Origin of the sequence: Shewanella pneumatophori (assembly GCF_023283895.1) — a bacterium.
In the GTDB taxonomy this organism is placed as follows: Bacteria; Pseudomonadota; Gammaproteobacteria; order Enterobacterales; family Shewanellaceae; genus Shewanella; species Shewanella pneumatophori.
In genome coordinates, this window is record NZ_JAKILB010000001.1 from 213,632 (window position 1) to 234,696 (window position 21,065).

The window sequence follows — 21,065 nt, forward strand, 5'->3', positions numbered from 1 at the left end:
GAATTTAGTAATAGACTGCGGCTTATGACCTAGGTCACAGAAATAGGCTCAGGTCGGTTTACGAAGCATCCATAAAAATTAAAAAGCGCTGCCATAGCCCCTAAGGAAATAGCAACATGGCCTTGAAAGATGCAATGCCTTCAGTACTGCTCGAAAATGTAGTCAACCTAATTCACGCTAAAGTACCCAATTCACAAGCAAAACAAGTAGAACAATTCGCAACTTGCCTTTATGCGCACATGTCGAAAGACGACCTCAATGCGCGCAATGATAGCGATCTCTACGGTGCGGTGTTAAGCCAGTGGAATGCACTTAATAAGACCTCCGTCGGGGAAGGTCACATTAAAGTGTTTAATCCAAGTCAGTCTAAGCATGGCTGGCAGTCAAGCCATTCAATTATTGAAATTATTCAACCGGATATGCCATTTTTAGTCGACTCTGTCGGCATGGCGCTTAACCGCCTTGGCATTACTGCACACATGATGCTGCACACGCCTATGGCGATTGAACGCGAAAATGGTGCAGTAACTCATGTTAGTTACAGCTCAGATGAGCAATGCAATGCCACTAAAGTTGCAGTTTTCTTGATTGAAATTGACAGACAAAGCAGCGATGCAGATATCAAAACCCTTACCAAAGAAATTGAATCAGTCATTGCCGATGTTGCAGCTGCAGTAAATGACTGGGAAGCAATGTCGCTCAAGCTTGGTGAAACTATCGCAGAGCTTGAAAACCGTCCTTATCCAGGTACTAAAGAAGAGCTAAGCGAAGCTAAGAACTTCCTTTCCTACCTTAATGACCATCACCTTACCTTACTAGGCTACCGCCGTTATGACTTGCATAAAGTCGAAGGTGATCTAGAGCTCGTTGCTGATAAGTCAACCAGCTTGGGCTTAATGACCAAGTCAGCAAAAGCAAAAACAGAAACCGGGTTATTGCTGTCTAACTTTTCAGAAAGTGCCCGCAAAGAAGCACTTGATACTAGCTTGTTAGTATTGACCAAGAGCAGCGAAAAAAGCCGTGTTCACCGTCCTGCATATGTAGATTATATCGGTGTAAAACGCTTTGACGAGCAAGGTAATGTGATTGGTGAAGATCGATTTATCGGTCTTTATGCATCAAACCTTTACAACCGCAGCCCACGCGAAATCCCATTATTAGCGCAAAAAGTGCAAAGAGTATTAGACAATTCAGGTCTAGCACCACGCTCTCATGATTACAAAGCGTTAATGCACATTCTAGAAACCTTGCCACGTGATGAGCTTATCCAAGCAAGTGTTGAGCAGCTTGCCTCAATTGCGCACGGCGTACTTGAGATGCAAGACCGCGATAAACTAAAACTGTTTGTTCGTAAAGATGGTTTTGGTCGTTTCTTCTCATGCTTAGTTTATGTATCGAAAGATCGCTACAACACTAAGTTACGTGAAGACACGCAACGAATTTTAGCGCAACACTTTGGTAGCAGCGAAGACGTTGAGTTTACCACTTATTTCTCAGAATCAACTTTGGCGCGTACCCATTACATTATCAAAGTTGACAATAATAATATGGATGTCGATGTGGCAGCGATTGAGAATAATTTGACTGAAGCAGCCCGCTCATGGGAAGACAAACTCGCAAGCGCGGTGATCAGTGCTCAAGGTGAAGAGTTGGGTAACAGCTTAATTAAGCGTTACGTTGATGCTTTCCCGCGTAGTTATAAAGAAGATGTATTACCAAGCTCATCAGTTGTTGATATTCAGCACCTTGAAGAACTGGATGATGATCATAAGCTGGGAATGCTCTTTTATCAGCCGCAAGAAACGGCGTTAAATGATAATAAAGTTCGCTTAAAGCTGTTCCATAAAGATGAGCCTATCCATCTTTCAGACGTGTTACCTATGCTGGAAAACTTCGGTCTTCGCGTAATTAACGAAAGACCTTATGAAGTTAAGACGGTAGACGGCGCGACGTATTGGATTTTAGATTTCTTGATGACAACTCAAAATGTTGCCACAGATGATCTTGCCGATAGCCAAGAGCGTTTCCAAACTGCACTATCTCAAGTGTGGAAAAAAGAACTTGAAGATGATGGCTTTAACCGTTTGGTACTGGCTACGGGCTTAACTGGTCGCGAAGTATCGGTACTGCGTGCTTATGCTAAATATATGCGTCAAATCGACTCAACATTTAGCCAAGCGTATATTGAGGAAACTTTCTCAAGCTATCCACAAATTGCTGATCTACTTGTTAAAATGTATATCCGTAAATTCAACCCTAAGTTGAAAACGCGTACATTGAACAAGTTTATTGAGCAAATTGATCTGCGCTTAGAAGATGTATCAAGCCTTGATGATGACCGCATTATTCGTCGTTACCTTGACCTAATTAATGCAACTAGCCGAACTAACTTCTATCAAGTTTTAGAGTCTGGTTTACCTAAGTCATATATCTCGTTCAAGTTTGAACCAAACTTGATCCCAGAGATGCCGAAGCCACTACCAAAGTATGAAATCTTTGTTTATTCACCTCGGGTTGAAGGTGTGCACCTTCGTGGTGGTAAAGTGGCTCGTGGTGGTTTGCGTTGGTCTGATCGCCGTGAAGACTTCCGTACCGAAGTGCTTGGTCTTGTAAAAGCACAGCAAGTAAAAAATACAGTAATTGTTCCTGTGGGCGCTAAAGGTGGCTTTGTTTGTAAGCAGCTTCCTACCGATGGCAACCGAGAAGCATTTTTCGCTGAAGGCCAAGAATGTTATCGCTTATTTATTCGTGGTTTACTTGATATCAGTGACAACATTATTAATGGTGATGTTGTACCGCCTGAAAATGTTGTTCGTCACGATGAAGACGACCCGTACTTAGTTGTAGCAGCAGATAAAGGCACCGCAACATTCTCTGATATCGCTAACGAAATTGCTATTGAGTATAACTTCTGGCTAGGTGATGCGTTTGCATCTGGCGGTAGTAACGGTTATGACCATAAGAAAATGGGTATTACAGCCCGTGGTGCATGGGAATCTGTTAAACGTCACTTCCGTGAAATGGGCGTAAACTGCCAAACTACCGATTTTACTTGTTTAGCTATTGGCGATATGGCCGGTGACGTATTTGGTAATGGTATGTTGCTTTCAAAGCACACGCGCTTAGTCGCAGCCTTTAACCATATGCATATCTTTATTGACCCGAATCCTGACGCTGCGACTAGTTATGTAGAGCGTGAGCGTTTATTTGCACTGCCACGTTCAAGTTGGGAAGATTACAATAAAGAGCTTATTTCGAAAGGTGGTGGCATATTCTTGCGTTCAGCTAAGTCTATTCCATTGTCTGCTGAAATGAAGAAGATGCTAGGTAGCCAAAAAGCGTCAATGACACCGTTAGAACTCCTAAAAGAGCTACTTAAAATGCAAGTAGATCTGATCTGGAACGGTGGTATTGGTACTTATGTTAAAGCGAACACCGAGTCTCATGCAGAAGTGGGTGACCGTGCTAACGATGCTATTCGTGTAAACGGTAACGAAGTTCAAGCCAAGATTATTGGCGAAGGTGGTAACTTAGGTTGTACTCAGTTAGGTCGTATTGAATACTGCGCTAACGGCGGCCGTATGAATACTGATTTCGTTGACAACGTTGGTGGCGTAGATTGCTCTGATAACGAAGTTAACATCAAGATCTTATTAAACGCTTTAGTCGCCGACGGTGAGATGACGGTTAAACAGCGTAACCGTTTGCTTGAAGATATGACTGATGAAGTGAGTCGTATTGTACTGCAAGATTGTAAAGATCAAACTCGCTCAATCTCGATTACTCAGGTTCGTGGCGCCGAGCAGCTTAAAGAACAGATCCGCTTTATCCATTATCTTGAAAAAGAAGGTAAATTGGACCGAGCGCTTGAGTTCTTGCCAAATGAAGATGAATTGGCAGATCGTTTAGTTAATGGTAAGTCGTTAACTCGTCCTGAGCTTTCAGTGTTGGTTGCTTACGCAAAAATGATCTTGAAAGAGCAGCTTGTGACTTCTGAAATTACAGAAGATAGCTTTTTGAGTCAGTTGCTTGTTGAGTACTTCCCTAAGCAATTGCAAGAAAAGTACGCTGCAAATATGGCACAGCATCCTCTAAGAGGTGAAATTATTGCTACATCTTTGGCTAATGAATTAGTCAATGATATGGGACTTAATTTCGTGCAACGTATGCAAGATGAGACAGGTGCCTCAGTAGCGGAAGCTGCAATTTGTTATACTATGGCTCGCGAAGTATTTGGTTTAGCTGATTTAACTAAATCTATAACAGATTTGAATGGCGTAATACCAGCTGTAGTACAATGTGAAATGTTGCATCAATTACGTCGCAACATTCGACGCGCGAGCCGATGGTTCCTACGTCATCGCAATCGCAACTTGAATATCGAGCAAACTATTGCCTTCTTCAAGCCTGTATTTGATGAATTGAAACAAAGTGTTCATCAGTACATGGTGAGTGAAGAGGTCGAAGGTATTCGAGCTGAGTCGAACGCATTGATAAAAGAGGGTGTACCTGAAGACGTGGCTATGGTTGTAGCGAACGTTAGCACTCTGTTCTCAGCATTAGATATTGCTCAAATTTGTGAATCTGAGAGCAAGCCAGTTCCATTAGTTGCCGAAACCTACTTTAAGCTAGGCGCGAGTGTAGACTTACACTGGTTCCTAGAACAAATTAGCGCGCAACCGGTAACTAACCATTGGCAAGCACTCGCAAGAGCAGCCTTTAGAGAAGAGCTTGATTGGCAGCAGCGGTCACTAAGTTCTGTTGTATTAAGAACTTGCACTGAAAGCTGTGATGCTAATAAGATCATCTCAGAGTGGATTGAGTCAAATCAAAGCTTGTTGGAACGTTGGTTCCACATGCTATCTGACTTCAAGACTTCGCAAAGCCACGAGTTTGCAAAGTTCTCTGTAGCCTTACGTGAACTTAATCTTTTGATCCTTCATTGTGAAGGGCAGAAGTAATCTGATTTAAATCAGAAGCCCTGGCAAATGCCGGGGCTTTTTTCGGTCTAGGAGAAAACATGTTTTATAAAATCGCACAAAAGTTCATGTTTCAGATGGATCCAGAACTAGCGCATAATTTTGCTATGGGCAGTTTAAAGTCTACTGGTAATTCGCCTCTAAATTGCTTTTATGCGCAAAATATTAAGCCAGCCCCTGTTACTATGATGGGACTGACTTTTCCTAATCCTGTGGGTTTAGCTGCGGGCATGGATAAAGACGGTGAATGTATCGATGCATTCCATGCTATGGGTTTTGGTCATATTGAAGTGGGAACGGTAACGCCACGTCCACAACCAGGTAATGATCAACCACGTTGTTTTAGATTAAAGCCAGCTAAAGCGATTATTAACCGCATGGGTTTTAACAACAAAGGTGTTGATAACCTAGTTGAAAACCTAAAAGCAGTTAAATCAAATGCTATGGTTGGTGTTAACATTGGTAAGAACAAAGATACACCGGTAGAGCAAGGTAAAGAAGATTACTTGATCTGTATGGATAAAGTTTATCAGTATGCTGCTTATATCGCAGTCAATATTTCCTCACCAAATACTCCTGGTTTACGTACACTGCAATATGGCGATCTTTTAGATGATCTTCTTGGATCACTAAAAGCAAAACAAAAAGAACTTGCAGAAAAGCACGGTAAGTATGTACCTATTGCATTAAAAATTGCACCGGACTTATCAAGCGAAGAGATTGAAAAGATTGCTCAGGCATTAATCAAAAGTGAGTTTGATGCAGCGATTGCAACCAATACAACCTTAACTCGTGATGGCGTAAGTGGATTACTAAACGCTAACGAAGCTGGTGGCCTAAGTGGTAAGCCACTGAATTCATTATCAACAGTTGTTATTAAGCAGTTAGCTGATTGCTTACAAGGTAAATTACCTATTATTGGTGTGGGCGGAATTAACGCTGCTGAAGATGCACTTGATAAGTTAGATGCTGGCGCTGAAATGGTACAAATTTATACTGGTTTTATTTATCAAGGTCCGAAATTAATTAAAGATATTGTTGAAGCATACCGTATTAAATAATTAATGTAGATCGAATAATAATTATTAGATCGGAAAACGATCATTTAGATCTTAATTTGGATCTTAATGATCGTTTTTATTTATTAACGATCATAAATATAGAATTTAAATTTATTTTGATATTGATGAAATAATCATCTATTATCCGATTATATTAAAATAAAGGTAAACGTTATGTTATTAATGCCAAAAAGGGATTGGCAATGGGGATATAATGAGAAACATGCAGTATTAAGTGTTTCGTTAGGGGACGATATGGAGTTTTTGTCGCCTTATGGATTAAAGACCCTAATACCAGATGCCAAACAGCCATTAGAATTTAGTGTTGAACATGCTAAGTTTTATATTGATTTGGTTGACCGTTTATCAAAGTCACTTTCTTTAAATGATGCGCTGATTGTACAGATTGCTCTTAATGCAACGGCTGCACATTTTCTATTAAAACCTCAAATGCCAAAATCTTGGTTTTTTAAGGTTTCTCATCAATGCGTTTATAGCGAAGTCGGTAAGTTATTACAACTGACAACCAACGAACATTCGGTACTTGCTCTTGTAATCGAGTCGGGCCTGCAAGCATCCTTAATGATGATTATGTCTGCAGAATGCCGATTAACGGATGTTAAATCGCTAACGCAATTTGAGACGATTAAAGTTATGAACGATAGGTTAGGGCCTTTACCTGTCGGTACTAGACAAGTTAACGCAGCTTAAGATTTACCCTTATTCTTAATTGTCAGCAAAATGATGCTACTTTCGTTGAGCTTTTATTTATGAAGCTGGCGTTTGTATTACTATTCCCCTAATTAAGCCAATTATCTCGTTTTCTTTATTCGATGCTTATCTTTTAGCTAAATTTACTTCTACTAAATACCAAGTCTGTATTTAAAGGATATTTGCTCGGTTATAGTGCTAAATTGAACTGCTATTTTAGCTTTACCTATTTTTATTAACTGTGAATTGAGCTTGATTATTTAATGATGAGGTGTTGCTTAAGGTTACAGTCAACACCTCTCTATCAACTCTTTTTAGACCGCAGGACAACTTGCTTCAGTCACCGAGTTAATGACAACTTCGTTTACTGGAACTTCACTACCGTCAACAGTATCCACAATATTGATTTGGTCGACAATCTCGATCCCTTCGACGACTTTTCCAAATACGGCGTAGCCATAGCTTGAACTTGACGCATCTAGCTGTGGATTATCTAACACATTGATAAAGAATTGTGATGTTGCCGAATTAGGGTTACTTGTGCGTGCCATTGCAATTGTACCGCGCTCGTTACTGATCCCAACATCAGCTTCAATAACAATCGGATCATTGCCGGGTTTAGCAACCATACCGGTTGTAAATCCGCCACCTTGAATTACAAAATTGTGGGCTACACGATGAAATAGCGTACCGCCATAAAAGCCATCATCGACGTAACCTTTGAAGTTTTTACCTGTAATTGGCATGTTGGTTAAATCTATTGCCAAGGTAATTTCACCCATATTGGTTGCCATTGAATAACAAGCATCGGCTTGTAAGTCGGGTATTTCTTTAGGGGGAGTAATATCTGCACTGTCGCTATCACTGCCGCCACATGCAGCTAAACCTAGACAAAGAAAAGCGGGTAGGAGTTTATTCATTTTATTCTCACTTCATACAGTCATGCTTTGTTGCATAAGTGTTTTGCGTTGTTATTTTTGTGTGAAGTTGAGTTTATTGATTTAAGCCATTAGATCAATGCTATAGATAAAATCGATACAAAGTGTCGCATTTTAAGTAAGTGGCACGTAATGAAATTGTTGGTGCTGTGTTGTTTGATATTATTGGCGGGATGTGGCTGTTTACTATTGTTTATCAGGTTATTAGCTTATTTTATCGGAGTGAATAGCCTTTTATCTTGATTTACATGCGTAGGGATTCGCTGCAATTGACCGGTAAACATAGAGAAACATGTAGATGAAAGCGGTGGTAATAGCCAGATATGCCATTTTGGTTAAAGAGGTTTATCTTATTGATATGTATAGGGATGCACTGCGCTTTTGTTGAAGGCTGATGTTAAAGACAGATAATGCAAAATGAGTATCGGGAGTTGGGTTGCAGTGGCTAGATAGAATAGCCTGCCAGGCGAGTAAACTATGGGATCGGCGCATTACTAACGTTGTGTAATCAATAATAGATTTTTACTAAAAGTGCGCTTGATAATACTGCGATAGTGATTCAATTAGCGTTTTATTTGCAGTTCCACAGATTTAATGTTGCTTTGGCCAATAACTTTTATCATTTAAGCCCGCTAACAGGTATAATACCGAACTAATTTTTACTGTGTGTCGACTAAACAATGTTAAATTTTTTTGCTGCTGCTCCTCGGGGCTATGAATACGCGTTATCACTTGAACTCGCCGAGCTTGGCGCTACTGACATTAAAGAAAGTGTTGCTGGTGTATATTTCACCGCGCCTTTAGAGCTGGGATATCGTATTACCCTTTGGTCAAGACTTGCCAGCAGAATTATTTACGTTATTTATAAAGGCCCATGTGAATCTCCGGAGCAGCTTTACAATGCGGCTTATGGTATTGACTGGCAAATGCAGTTTTCAAATCGCAGTACTTTTAGCATTGATTTTCACGGCTTGGGTGGCTTTATTAAGAACACTCAGTTTGGCGCGCTGAAAATTAAAGATGCTATTGTTGACCGTTTCCGCGATGATGATTTTAGTCGTCCAAATGTAGAACGTGTTGATGCCGATTTCAGAATTGACGCGCACTTTAGACGTGGCGAAATCACAATTGGTTTTAACTTTTCTGGCCCAGCGTTACACAAACGTGGCTATCGCTCTACAACGGGTGAGGCGCCACTAAAAGAAAACTTAGCTGCGAATATGTTAGTACGCAGTGGTTGGCAGAGTGCACCGTCTGATCTGCTTGATCCATTCTGTGGTAGTGGCACGATATTAATTGAAGCTGCCATGATTGCATGTGATATGGCGCCTGGTATTCACCGTGAGCGTTTTGGCTTTGAACATTGGTTACCGCATAACAAAAAAGTGTGGCAAGAACTATTAAACGAAGCGCAAGCGCGTGCTTCAATTGGTAAGACACGTTGTGAGCTTAAGTTTTATGGCTCTGATATCGATTCTCGCTTAGTAGCACTTGCTAAGCGCAATGCAGAAAATGCCGGTGTTTTGGATCTTATTGACTTCAGTGTTTGTAATGCACTTAACATTGAAGTACCAGAAACTGCTGGTTTCTTAATTTCAAACCCACCTTATGGTGAGCGTTTGGGTAACGTTACTTCATTACTGCAATTGTACTATCAGTTAGGCGATAAGTTTAAAGCTGAGTTTGGCGGTTGGAGCATAGCAATTCTTAATAGTGATATTGAGCTATTATCTGCATTAAAGCTTAAAGCTGATAAACAGATGAAGATGAATAACGGTGCGCTTGAATGTGCGTTTAACCTTTATACTGTTCATGCTGAAAATACCCGTCGAATCGACCCCGCGAATATCAAAGTTGAAGGTGATGTTAGTGATATCGCTGTGCCGTTTGCTAACCGTATTAAGAAGAACTTTAAGCAGTTAGAAAAATGGGCAAAGAAAGAGGGCGTAGATAGTTATCGCCTGTATGATGCCGATTTACCAGAATATAATGTAGCTGTTGATAAGTATCTTGATTACGTTGTGATCCAAGAATACTCAGCGCCTGCACAAATCCCTGAAGCAGTGACTAAGCGCCGCTTAACTGATGTGCTAATTTCACTGCCAAGTGCCATTGGTATTGATCCGAACCATATTATTTTAAAGACTCGTGAGCGTAAAAAAGGCACGAATCAATATGAGAAGTTAGCTGCAAGTAAGCTTGAGTTAATCACTACCGAATATGGCGCTAAATTTAAGTTAAATCTAAAAGAATACCTTGATACAGGTTTATTCTTAGATCATCGCTTAACGCGTAAGTTAGTTGGCGAGAAGTCAAAAGGCCGCAGTGTATGTAACTTATTCTCTTATACGGGTTCAGCTTCTGTGCACGCAGCATTAGGCGGCGCGACATCTGTTACGACAGTTGATATGTCAAATACCTATATAGACTGGGCGAAAGAGAACTTTGCATTAAATGGTTTAAATAGCGATAAATATCAATTTGTTCAAGCGAACTGTTTACAGTGGATTAAACGTACTCACGACAGGTTTGACCTGATTTTTATCGATCCGCCAACCTTCTCAAACTCAAAAAGAATGGAAGATTCTTTTGATGTACAGCGTGATCACGTGGATATGCTTGGAGACATCTTTAAGCTATTAAATCCAGGTGGAGAGATTATTTTCTCAAATAATAAGCGCAAATTTAAAATGGAAATAGCTGATCTTGAAGCTAAAGGTATGTCTGTAAAGAATATCGACAACCAAACTTTACCGCTTGATTATAAACGTAATCCCCACATCCATAACACTTGGCTAATTACACATGCCAAGTAACTTGTCAGTTATTTTGTATCACACAGATGCTTGTCATCTGTGTGAGTTGGCAGCGGATTTGCTCAATCAAGCAAACGTGCCATATAGCATGATAGATATTTGTGATGATCAATCTCTTGCAGAGCAATACGGTATTCGTATTCCTGTTGTCAAATTAGTCGAAACCCAAACTGAACTAAATTGGCCATTTGATCTCGAAGCACTAGCAGAATTTTTAGGAGCGTAAGTTGAGTCTCGTACGTATTAATAACGGCTCTTTAGCCTACGGTTATACCCCATTATTACAAAATGCCGATTTCACTATAGAACCAGGTGAGCGTGTTTGTATTGTTGGCCGTAATGGCGCGGGTAAATCGAGCTTAATGAAAGTATTAAGTGGCGACGTTTTGCTTGATGAAGGTGAGTTTAACATTGCAACAGATGTTAAAGTCAGTCGTTTACAGCAAGATCCACCGAAAGCAGAGCAGGGTACTGTATACGCTTATATTGCAGCAGGCCTGCAAGAAGTCGGTGAAAAACTTGAACGTTATCATCAGTTATCACACGACTTAGCAACCGCATCTCCTGATGAGATGGAACGTATGCTAAAGCAAATGGAGCGTTTGCAGGAAGAAATTGACCACTTAAATGGATGGCAATTAGACAACCGTATTAGTCAAAATTGTGAACTACTAGGCTTGGATTCAGAGGCACCATTATCGGAGCTATCTGGAGGTTGGCAGCGTAAAGTTGCACTTGCTCGCGCACTCGTGAGTGATCCTGACTTACTGTTACTCGACGAACCAACTAACCATTTAGACATTGATACCATTGAATGGCTAGAGCAGTTTTTACTTAGTTATCGTGGCGCAATTGTGTTTGTCAGCCATGACCGTGGCTTCATTCAACGTATGGCGACACGAATCGTAGATTTAGATCGTGGTGTTGTCACATCCTGGCCTGGTAACTATCAAGCGTACCTTGAAGGTAAAGCTGAATGGCTGCGTGTTGAAGCAGAACAAAATGCTCACTTTGATAAAAAACTTGCTGAAGAAGAAGCATGGATCCGTCAAGGTGTTAAGGCTCGACGTACCCGTAATGAAGGTCGCGTGCGTGCACTTAAGGACCTACGCGTCGAGCGTATGGCGCGTCTTAATCGTCAAGGCGGCGCTAAAATGGCTGTGGCTGATACGGAGCGCTCGGGCAAGTTGGTTTTCGATATAGAAAACTTAGAGTACAACCTACCAGAAAAGAATTTGGTCAAAAACTTCAGCTCAACAGTTATACGTGGCGACCGCATTGCTCTAATCGGGCCTAATGGTTGTGGTAAATCAACTCTGGTTAAGTTGTTGATTGGTCAACTAGAAGCACAGTCAGGTCATGTTAAAGTCGGTACTAAGCTTGAAATTGCGTACTTTGACCAATATCGTGAGGCATTAGATCCTGAAAAAACCGTTGAAGACAACGTTGGTGAAGGTAAGAAAACCGTAACAATTAATGGTCAAGACCGCCATATATTAAGTTATCTACAGGACTTTTTATTCTCGCCAATGCGAGCTAGAACACCAGTTAAAGCTTTATCTGGTGGTGAAAAGAACCGTTTATTGCTTGCGCGTTTGTTGCTAAGGCCTGCAAACCTTATTATCCTCGACGAACCGACCAACGATCTCGATATTGAGACGTTAGAGTTATTAGAGTCTTTACTTGCTGATTATAAAGGTACATTGTTACTTGTTAGCCACGATCGTGCATTCATTGACAATACAGTAACCAGTAGCTGGTGGTTTACAGGTAATGGTGGCTGGAGTGAATATGTTGGCGGCTATGAGGATGCTGTTTCTCAAGGGGCTCGATTCTACTCTGAGGAACCTCAAGCACAAAAAGCTGTCCAAGCAGCTGTTGTAGAGGCTAAGCCTGCTGCAACCGTCGTTGAAAAGAAAGCCGAGAAAAAGCTTTCATATAAGCTACAACGCGAATTAGAGTCTTTACCTGCTTTGATGGAGCAGCTAGAGCAAGAGCTTGAAGCACTACAAACAATTGTTAGTGCGCCTGAGTTTTATAGCCAGGAACAAAAAATAGTGAATGAAAACTTAAAAGCGTTGTCCGATAAGGAGAGTCAGCTTGAGAGTTGCTTTGAGCGATGGGAAGAGCTCGAATCATTGAAGTAAGCTAAAAAATAAGAAATAGGAAGCGAGTTAATGAAGTTTAAGTTGGATAAAACCCTATCGTTAGTTGCTGTTGGCGTGATAAGCGTACTTCAAGGTGTGCAGGCAGCACCTGTTTATGAAATTATTAATATCGATCTTGATACCTACGATTTAAACGGAACTATAGCCAACACCCGTAACGGCTATGGTATGGCGGTTAATAGCAGCAATGAAGCTGTTGGTACTGCTAAAGGTAAGAAAAAGCTTACTGTTTCTGAAGAAGATGACGGTGTTATCGACATTGAAGATGGTGTAGCAGATTCTGAGACCATTACTTACTCTGTTAATTTGCCGATTATAGCAAACAACTTTACTTTTAATTCGATTGGTAACGAATGGTTACCTACATTTGAAAGTGTTAACGGCACTACTGCGCCGACGTTTCCTGAAGATGAAGACACAGTCAATTCAGTAGATACTTTCTTTTATGATATCAACGACTCAGGGCTGAAAGTCGGCGCGATGACGGCTGAAGAGCAAACTCTTCCATATGATGGTAGTAGTGAAACTCAAGAGTTTTGGTATTACCGTGAATATGAACAGCGTGGATTTGTAAAGTCAGGTGCAGATGCTGAAGTTCCATTATTACCGCCTTATAATCAATATGTTTATAAAGAGGGTGAATCTGAAGAGCAAACAATAACCGTAGGTGGTTTTTCAAGTGCTGCTGCGGTCAATAATAGCGGTTTGATTGCTGGTTATGCCAGTACAGATATCAGCGAAAATAGTGCTAACATTATTAATTCTTGCGTTGAAAACAACAGTGAAACCGCGCCACAGGATATCTGTATTCAAGCGGCTCAGTTTCCGAACCAATATGGCTATAGTGATATTCAGTATCAAATACGTGGATACGTTTGGCAATATGATGCTGGTGTAGTAACACCAACGATGTTGCCGCTTGGTCTCGAAGTCACCAATGAGTCTGTATACAGTGCGCAGGGATTGGGAGTTAATAACCAAGGAGTTGTAGCTGGACGTTCTTATGTTTATCGTAACAATGATACTGATAGGTTATATTACGATGCTGCTTATTGGACTAAAGATGCAACTACAGGCGAATACAAGTACAACTGGGTAGATGTTGATAAAGCAATAGATGTTTACTCGTCAATTGCTTACGATGTTAATGATAACGGTATACTCGTTGGTAGTTATAACAAGTACATCAATGGTTATCGCCGCGATAAGTTTTTCTACTTTGATACTAATAGTCCTGAAACGCCACTAGTTACTCCAAATGACTTTTATAATAGCATTTCAGACCTTGGAAGCAGAGCACGTGACATCAATAATCAAGGTCAAGTCGTTGGTTATATTGAAACAACTCATGATAAAGAGAAACCACGTCCAAAAGCTGGTTTCTTATATCAGCTACCTAATTCAGAGTTTCCTGAAGGTGAATTTAAAAACCTCAATAACCTACTGACTTGTGAGTCTAAAGGTTATCAGCAAAATGCTGAAGGTAACTGGGAACGCAATTTAGTTAGTGTAGAAGATGGCTCAGGTAAAACGTTAACCTATAAAAGTGAAATCTTAGTTGTCGAAGCGAATAGCATTAACGAAGATGGCACTATTGTGGGTACAGCCTTTATTCGTAAACCATCTTATAAATTTGATGACGATGGCAATATCGTGATTGGTGACAATGGCTTACCATTTTTTGAGCTTAATGGTTATGGCGACCCTGTGACTTCATTCTTGCCGCGCATGGTTGTATTACAGCCAAACACAACTGCAGGTGCAGAAGCTTGTACAGTTGTTGATGATGATGGCAGTGACGATAATTACGTGCGTAAAGGCGCGGCTAGTTTTGCATGGTTGTTAGCTTTGCCATTGTTATGGTTTAGACGCCGTTTTAAGTAAGAGATTGTGAAGATTAAATCGAGGCTAATGCCTCGATTTTTTTTGCAATAAATTTGTAAGATTTCTCAATAGCTTAAAAAATAACCATGAATAAGTCGTTTCTTAGGGATTGATCTCGAGTAAAAAAAGATTTATTTATGGGGAGAAGCGATAGCTTCTTTTGTTATCGAAGAGAGGATGCTTGCATGAAAAGACAAAAAAGAGATCGATTAGATAGAGCTTTTTCAAAAGGTTTCCAAGCGGGAATTGGAGGCCGATCAAAAGAGATCTGTCCCTATTCGACACTTGATTCAAAATCACAATGGCTTGGTGGTTGGCGCGAGGGCATTGATGGACGAGTAAGCGGCTTATTTAATAAATAGCACTTAGTCATCTATTCTAAGAATTTTGAATTTTACAAGGGATCAACTAAGCAGCATTTTTGCCCTCTAATAAAGAGGGCATTTTAATGACAACTAACAGCGATTTAAAATGAGGTTGTATCGGTAAAAATACCGACCTTAAGGTCTTTGGCGCTATAGATCTCACGCCCATCAACTTCCATTGTTGCATCTGCAATACCCATTACCAGTTTACGGTATACCTTACGCTTAATAGTAAGTTTATAGGTCACCTTTTTAGCTTCAGGTAAAACCTGGCCAGTGAATTTTACTTCACCGACACCTAATGCACGACCTTTACCTAGCGCCCCTTCCCAACCAAGGAAGAAACCGACTAATTGCCACATAGCGTCTAATCCAAGGCAACCAGGCATAACTGGATCACCTGCAAAGTGACAATCAAAAAACCAAAGGTCAGGGTTAATATCCAGTTCCGCTACAATTTCACCTTTACCAAACTCACCACCATCGGTATTAATCTTTAATACTCGATCGATCATCAACATATTATCTTTTGGCAATCTTGGAGAATTCGGTTCAAATAGTTTGCCAAGTCCACAGGCAACAAGATCTTCTTTAGTAAAACTGTTTGCGTAACTCATTATTTTTTATACTCCAGCAATTTGAGCTGCCAAGGTTAGCGAACACGTGTACGCTAAACAACTCCGATCAGCTAGAAATTTTAAATTTATCGAGAAGTCTCGCAAAAAGGCTAGGTTCTTCGTCTTGGTATCCAGCTAGATTTTCTAATCGAGACTGTACTAAACCGTATAGCGACTCGTCTGGAAATTGATTGTCCTCATCAGCACTACCTGCTGGCAGTTGCATGAGAATTTCAACAGCTTCATCGATATGCTTAACTTGATAAATTGAAAACAAGCCTTCAGCGACAGCATCTATGACGTCTTGATGTAAGTTCAGTTGTTGCATATTAGAGCAGGGGATTATGACACCTTGATTACCCGTAAGACCTCGACGTTTACACAGCTTAAAGAAACCTTCTATTTTCTCGTTAACACCGCCAATAGCCTGAACATTTCCAAACTGGTCGATGGCTCCAGTAGCAGCAAGACTTTGATTTATCGGCTTTTCCGCTATAGCTGATATTAGGCAACAATATTCAGCCAACGACGCACTATCGCCGTCAATCTCTTGATATGATTGTTCAAACACTATGTTCGCGTTAAGGTGAAGTGGAGCGTCCTTTCCAAATATGCGGTACAAACAGGCTGATAAAATCATCATACCTTTCGCGTGAATATTGCCACCTAACTCAGATTTACGCTCAATATCGGCGACTTCGCCATCGCCATAATGGACTGAAGCAGTAATACGTGCAGGTTCACCATAACTAAACTCTGCGTTTTCAATCACGGTTAAACCGTTTATCTGGCCAATGACTTCATCTTGAGTTGGTAGGTTGATAAAAAGATCATCAAAATTTTGTTCTGATAGCCTCTCTGATGCATTATGTCGTTGATTGAGCATTGCTATACTATGGGCTAGTGTTTGATGGCTAATGAGCTCATTACGGCCATAGGCCTTCGCTTGAGCTAACAAATGTTCAATATTGGTTGCCATTAAACTTAGGCGTAATTGATGATCAGCAAGCTTGGCGCAAAATTGTAGTAGTAATTGCAACGCGTCACTTTCTACCTGAATATTTAAATCAGCAAAAATACCCGCTAACCAATGGCAATACTCATCAACTGAATGCTCATCAAGATCCATTTCATTGATCAATTCACCAAGGAGTGGAAAATGGCGCGAAAAGCTCGGCTCTCCTAGCCAACAGCTACCATATTGGTGGCTAGAGCCAATCAGCACTATTTTACAATTTAACGGTAGTTCAGCGAGCTGAGAGTGGGCGTGGTAGGCTTGTTTATCAAGGATCTCAAGTAATAAGTCCCAAAGAGGCTCTCTCTTCCATAAAGAATCTGCACAAATAAATAAATAATGGCATGTTGCCAACAAACCCGGCTCGTACATTTTACTTTCGTTGTTATAGCGGCCGACTAGGTCTGTTTTGCGGATTGACCCCGATAAATATCGATACTTATGCTGCTTTGACGCTAAAGGTTTGGCAGCACAGCTTAGGCTTTGGGTCCAAATTGGTTCCTGATGTTCATTGACCACTAAAAATTGTGGCGAAAATATGCCGTGTGCATCGATTAGAGCCTTGATAGTACGTTTACGGTTACAGCCAAAATACTCTGCGATAAACATATGTTGATTGTCTGTTTCGCTAAGCAGTCTAAATGCGTCTGAGCAGCGCTCTTGGGCTAATAAGTTTGCTTTTGCGCTGGGAGTAAATTCCTGTTTTGGAGAAAGCGTAAAATGAGGAATTAGTGCTGAAGCAGGAATAACGTTTGAGTTCATAAAAGTGCATGGCTATTTTTAGTAGGCTGATACTAGCACAGTTTTGCAAAGTCTTTGATAGATCACATTCAGTATGACAAGAGAGTGCAGCATGCGCGATGTTATTCAAGGTCATAATCTGTTATATCGTTTGCTATTTAGTCATAAGATGCTGGATTTAACATAAATTTAGTTATATAGGTTTACTTCATATTATGAAACGCATAATATCTAGCCCACTGGAGAGATGGCAGAGTGGTCGAATGCACCGGTCTTGAAAACCGGCATGGGTTTATAGCCCATCTAGGGTTCAAATCCCTATCTCTCCGCCAAATTAAGAAAAGGCAGCCTAAGGCTGCCTTTTTTGCTTTTCTATCTAAGTCATTAATTAATAACTTATTTATATAAGTGCTAGTCGCATTGAATTTGCTATTTTTTCCTTTCTATATCTTGTCATATGCGATAAATTAACTCTTATTAACATTTTAAATTCTGTCCAAAGCCTCTTGGTCAGGATAAGGCATTTAAGGGTAAGACAACTTTGATCTCTGTATATTTAGTTGATGACCATGAGTTAGTTAGAACCGGCATTCGACGGATCCTTGAAGACGAGCGCGGTATTAAAGTGGTCGGAGAGGCTGGTGATGGCGAAACCGCTGTACAGTGGTGCCGTAAAAATGAAGCTGATGTGATTTTAATGGACATGAATATGCCCGGCATTGGTGGATTAGAAGCTACTCGAAAAATTTTGCGTTTCCAAGCCCACGCTAAGATCATTGTTTTAACTATTCACACTGAAGATCCTTTTCCCACAAAAGTTATGCAAGCAGGTGCATCGGGTTACCTAACTAAAGGTGCAACCTCTCCTGAGGTATTACAGGCTATTCGACAGGTAGCTCATGGACAAAGATACTTATCGCCAGAAATTGCGCAGCAGATGGCCTTAAGTCAATTTAACCAGTCAGAAGAGAATCCCTTTAAAACGCTATCTGAACGCGAGTTACAGATTATGTTGATGATAACCAATGGTGAAAAGGTCAGCGAGATCTCTGAGCAGCTTAATTTGAGCCCTAAAACTGTTAACAGCTATCGTTACAGATTATTCGCGAAACTTGGTATTGGAGGCGATGTAGAGCTGACTCGTTTAGCAATAAGATATAAGATGTTGGATACGGGACAATTCTAACTCAAATTCAAACCTGTTATGCCAGATGCATTTAATGCCGAAGACTTTTTGAAAACAGTTACCTCATCGCCTGGTGTTTACAGGATGTATGATCAAAAGGGGACTGTGATTTATGTGGGGAAGGCGAAAGATTTAAAAAAGCGTCTTTCTTCATATTTTCGTAAAAATTTAGCCAATGTTAAAACCCAAGCATTGGTTTCTCATATCGCCAATATCGATGTAACACTGACTCACAGTGAAACTGATGCCCTGATCCTTGAAAATGATTACATCAAGCAATACATGCCCAAATACAATGTATTGCTTCGAGATGATAAGTCATACCCGTATATTTTATTAAGTAATCATAAACACCCACGCTTGGCCTATCATCGAGGTCCGAAGCGCGATAAGGGACAATATTTCGGACCATACCCCAACGGTGGTGCTGTACGAGAAAGCTTGCACCTGATGCAGAAAATATTCCCGATTAGGCAATGTGACGACCTTTATTATAAATCTCGTTCTCGACCTTGTTTGCAATATCAAATTGGCCGTTGCAGTGCGCCTTGTGTTGACAAAATTAGCACCGTTGATTATCAAGAACAGGTTCGTTTAGCCACACTATTTTTAAAAGGCAAGAATAGTCAGGTTATGTCGGTGTTAGTCGCGCAAATGGAATTAGCCGCTGCAGAAATGCGTTATGAGCAAGCTGCTACTTTTCGTGATCAAATCACTGCGTTAAGGCGTGTATCAGAGCAGCAAGAGGTATCGAATGCATCAGGTGATCTTGATGTCATAGGTGCTTATTATGCTTCAGGTGTCGCATGCTTCCATTTGTTGTTTATTCGAGAAGGTAAAATATTCGGTAGCCGAAGCTATTACCCTAAAGTACCAGCTAACACAGAGGTATCCGAAGTCTTGCGCTCGTTTATGTTACAGTTTTATCTCAACGCAGACAGCCAACGCTTAACTCCAAAAGAGATCTTGATTAGTGAATCGTTTGAGGAGCAAACCGAATTAGCACAAGCGATTCAAACGGGACAGAATAAAAAAGTTGAGATCAAAACCAATGTTCGTGGTGAAAGAGCCAGCTTTTTAAGGTTAGCCTTAACTAATGCAACAAACGCAGTTAATACACGTTTATCGCACAAGAATACTGTAGAGCAGCGATTCCTATTGTTAGAAGAGGCAATTGAAGCAACAAGTAGCATCAAACGTATGGAGTGTTTTGATATCAGTCATACGATGGGAGAGAGTACGGTAGCCTCTTGTGTAGTGTTTAACCGAGAGGGGCCTAACAAGGCAGATTATCGTCGTTATAATATTGAAGGTATCACACCTGGTGATGATTATGCAGCTATGAAACAAGCGATTACTCGCCGTTTCGATAAGGTTACCGATAAAGGAAAAATCCCTGATATTTTATTTATTGACGGTGGTATTGGCCAATTACGGATCGCGCAAAAGATAGTGGATGAGAAATTTGTTGCTTTAGACAATGCACCTACGCTCATAGGCGTGGCAAAAGGTGAAGGTCGTAAGCCTGGCCTCGAAACTTTAATTTATGGTGAAAATGAAGAATCGTTTACATTGCCTGCAGATTCAGGTGCATTACACCTGATACAACATATTCGTGACGAGTCTCATCGTTTTGCAATTACTGGGCACAGAAACAAAAGGCAAAAAACACGCAACACTTCTTCGCTGGAATCCATTGCAGGTGTTGGCCCTAAACGTCGTAAAGCGTTGCTGCAATATTTAGGTGGTATTCAAGAAGTGAAGGGCGCAAGTGTGTCTGAATTGGTAAAAGTTCCCGGTATTAGCCTAGAAATGGCACAAACGATACATGATGCATTGCGAGGGTAACAAAATTAAGGCAAGATTGGCGCTGCTTTTGACTAATAGGTTCTAAAATGCCGTTTAACATTCCTATTGCGTTAACACTTTTCAGGTTAATACTGTTACCTGTTTTTGTTGTGCTTTTTTATATTCCAGAGCCCTGGTCTCCTTTTGCATCTGCATTTGTTTTTTGGTTAGCCGCTGTTACTGACGCTTTAGATGGTTATGCTGCGCGTAAATTAAAACAATCAACTCGCTTTGGCGCATTCCTTGACCCGGTTGCAGATAAAATCATGGTGACCACCGCCTTAGTATTATTGATCTCTGAGTACGGTAATATTTGGTTGACCCTACCAGCACTTATTATGATTGGTCGTGAAATTGTAATATCAGCTCTCAGGGAGTGGATGGCTGAAATTGGCAAACGCGGCGCAGTTGCTGTGTCTTGGATTGGTAAGTATAAGACTGCAGCGCAAATGGTTGCGATAACAGGCTTAATTTGGCAACCAAATGAATTTTTAACTTACGTAGCTTATGCATTATTTTACGTAGCAGCAGTTCTTACGTTATGGTCGATGATGAGCTATATTTTGGCGGCTTGGAAAGATTTAACTGCCGAATAGCTGGTTAAAACACCGAAAAGTTCGATAAGTGCGCAAACAGACATTTATCGGTAATTATAGCGTTGACTCTTGGTATTTAATCGGTAGAATGCCATTCCGTAGTCAAGGGGAGCGAGTTAAACGCAAACCTGAATACAGAT

At 40.7% G+C, this 21,065-nt stretch carries 14 protein-coding genes and 1 tRNA gene; 12 read left to right on the plus strand and 3 right to left on the minus strand.

Annotated elements, in window-relative coordinates:
- Positions 1-116: 116 nt before the first annotated feature.
- The 3 genes from L2740_RS00960 (at position 117) to L2740_RS00970 (ending at position 6,751) form a co-directional block, all read left to right on the plus strand.
- A complete protein-coding gene (locus tag L2740_RS00960; RefSeq protein ID WP_248948085.1) occupies positions 117-4,961 on the plus strand; it encodes an NAD-glutamate dehydrogenase in 4,845 nt (1,614 codons plus the stop codon).
- 59 nt (positions 4,962-5,020) lie between these two features.
- Positions 5,021-6,040: a quinone-dependent dihydroorotate dehydrogenase gene (gene pyrD / locus L2740_RS00965; RefSeq protein ID WP_248948086.1), complete on the plus strand. Its 1,020-nt coding sequence runs from the start codon at positions 5,021-5,023 to the stop codon at positions 6,038-6,040.
- 174 nt (positions 6,041-6,214) lie between these two features.
- Complete coding sequence (locus L2740_RS00970) at positions 6,215-6,751, plus strand: cell division protein ZapC (protein ID WP_248948087.1); 537 nt, start codon at positions 6,215-6,217, stop codon at positions 6,749-6,751.
- A 314-nt stretch (positions 6,752-7,065) separates the two neighbouring features.
- Here L2740_RS00970 and L2740_RS00975 read toward each other — a convergent pair whose 3' ends face one another.
- Entirely contained in the window at positions 7,066-7,671 is a 606-nt protein-coding gene (locus L2740_RS00975; protein WP_248948089.1) for a peptidylprolyl isomerase, read from the minus strand.
- Positions 7,672-8,369: 698 nt separating this feature from the next.
- On the opposite strand from L2740_RS00975, the gene rlmKL reads away from it, so the two are divergent.
- The 5 genes from rlmKL to rmf all read left to right on the plus strand — a co-directional run bounded on the left by rlmKL (position 8,370) and on the right by rmf (position 14,919).
- The gene (gene rlmKL, locus L2740_RS00980; protein ID WP_248948090.1) at positions 8,370-10,505 is read left to right on the plus strand and encodes a bifunctional 23S rRNA (guanine(2069)-N(7))-methyltransferase RlmK/23S rRNA (guanine(2445)-N(2))-methyltransferase RlmL; all 2,136 of its coding nucleotides are present in this window, start codon (positions 8,370-8,372) and stop codon (positions 10,503-10,505) included.
- Positions 10,495-10,731: a glutaredoxin family protein gene (locus tag L2740_RS00985; protein WP_248948091.1), complete on the plus strand. Its 237-nt coding sequence runs from the start codon at positions 10,495-10,497 to the stop codon at positions 10,729-10,731. Before rlmKL ends, L2740_RS00985 begins: the two co-directional genes overlap by 11 nt.
- 1 nt (position 10,732) lies before the next feature.
- Positions 10,733-12,652, plus strand: a complete 1,920-nt coding sequence (locus L2740_RS00990; protein WP_248948092.1) for an ABC transporter ATP-binding protein — start codon at positions 10,733-10,735, stop codon at positions 12,650-12,652.
- 30 nt (positions 12,653-12,682) lie between these two features.
- Positions 12,683-14,557 (plus strand): DUF3466 family protein, encoded by a 1,875-nt coding sequence (locus L2740_RS00995; RefSeq protein WP_248948093.1) that lies wholly within the window; start codon positions 12,683-12,685, stop codon positions 14,555-14,557.
- Positions 14,558-14,742: 185 nt separating this feature from the next.
- Positions 14,743-14,919, plus strand: a complete 177-nt coding sequence (gene rmf, locus L2740_RS01000; protein WP_220781850.1) for a ribosome modulation factor — start codon at positions 14,743-14,745, stop codon at positions 14,917-14,919.
- A gap of 104 nt (positions 14,920-15,023) precedes the next feature.
- Here the strand turns inward: rmf and fabA are convergent, their stop codons facing one another.
- Positions 15,024-15,539: a bifunctional 3-hydroxydecanoyl-ACP dehydratase/trans-2-decenoyl-ACP isomerase gene (gene fabA / locus L2740_RS01005; protein WP_248948094.1), complete on the minus strand. Its 516-nt coding sequence runs from the start codon at positions 15,537-15,539 to the stop codon at positions 15,024-15,026.
- Between the two features lie 67 nt (positions 15,540-15,606).
- Entirely contained in the window at positions 15,607-17,316 is a 1,710-nt protein-coding gene (locus tag L2740_RS01010; RefSeq protein WP_248948096.1) for a S16 family serine protease, read from the minus strand.
- A 220-nt stretch (positions 17,317-17,536) separates the two neighbouring features.
- On the opposite strand from L2740_RS01010, the gene L2740_RS01015 reads away from it, so the two are divergent.
- From L2740_RS01015 to pgsA, 4 genes are all read left to right on the plus strand, one after another.
- Positions 17,537-17,627 (plus strand) — tRNA-Ser (locus tag L2740_RS01015).
- A gap of 209 nt (positions 17,628-17,836) precedes the next feature.
- Complete coding sequence (gene uvrY / locus L2740_RS01020; RefSeq protein ID WP_248948097.1) at positions 17,837-18,481, plus strand: UvrY/SirA/GacA family response regulator transcription factor; 645 nt, start codon at positions 17,837-17,839, stop codon at positions 18,479-18,481.
- Positions 18,482-18,499: 18 nt separating this feature from the next.
- Positions 18,500-20,329: an excinuclease ABC subunit UvrC gene (gene uvrC / locus L2740_RS01025; protein WP_248948098.1), complete on the plus strand. Its 1,830-nt coding sequence runs from the start codon at positions 18,500-18,502 to the stop codon at positions 20,327-20,329.
- A gap of 47 nt (positions 20,330-20,376) precedes the next feature.
- Positions 20,377-20,925, plus strand: a complete 549-nt coding sequence (pgsA, locus tag L2740_RS01030) for a CDP-diacylglycerol--glycerol-3-phosphate 3-phosphatidyltransferase (RefSeq protein ID WP_248470794.1) — start codon at positions 20,377-20,379, stop codon at positions 20,923-20,925.
- Positions 20,926-21,065: the final 140 nt, after the last annotated feature.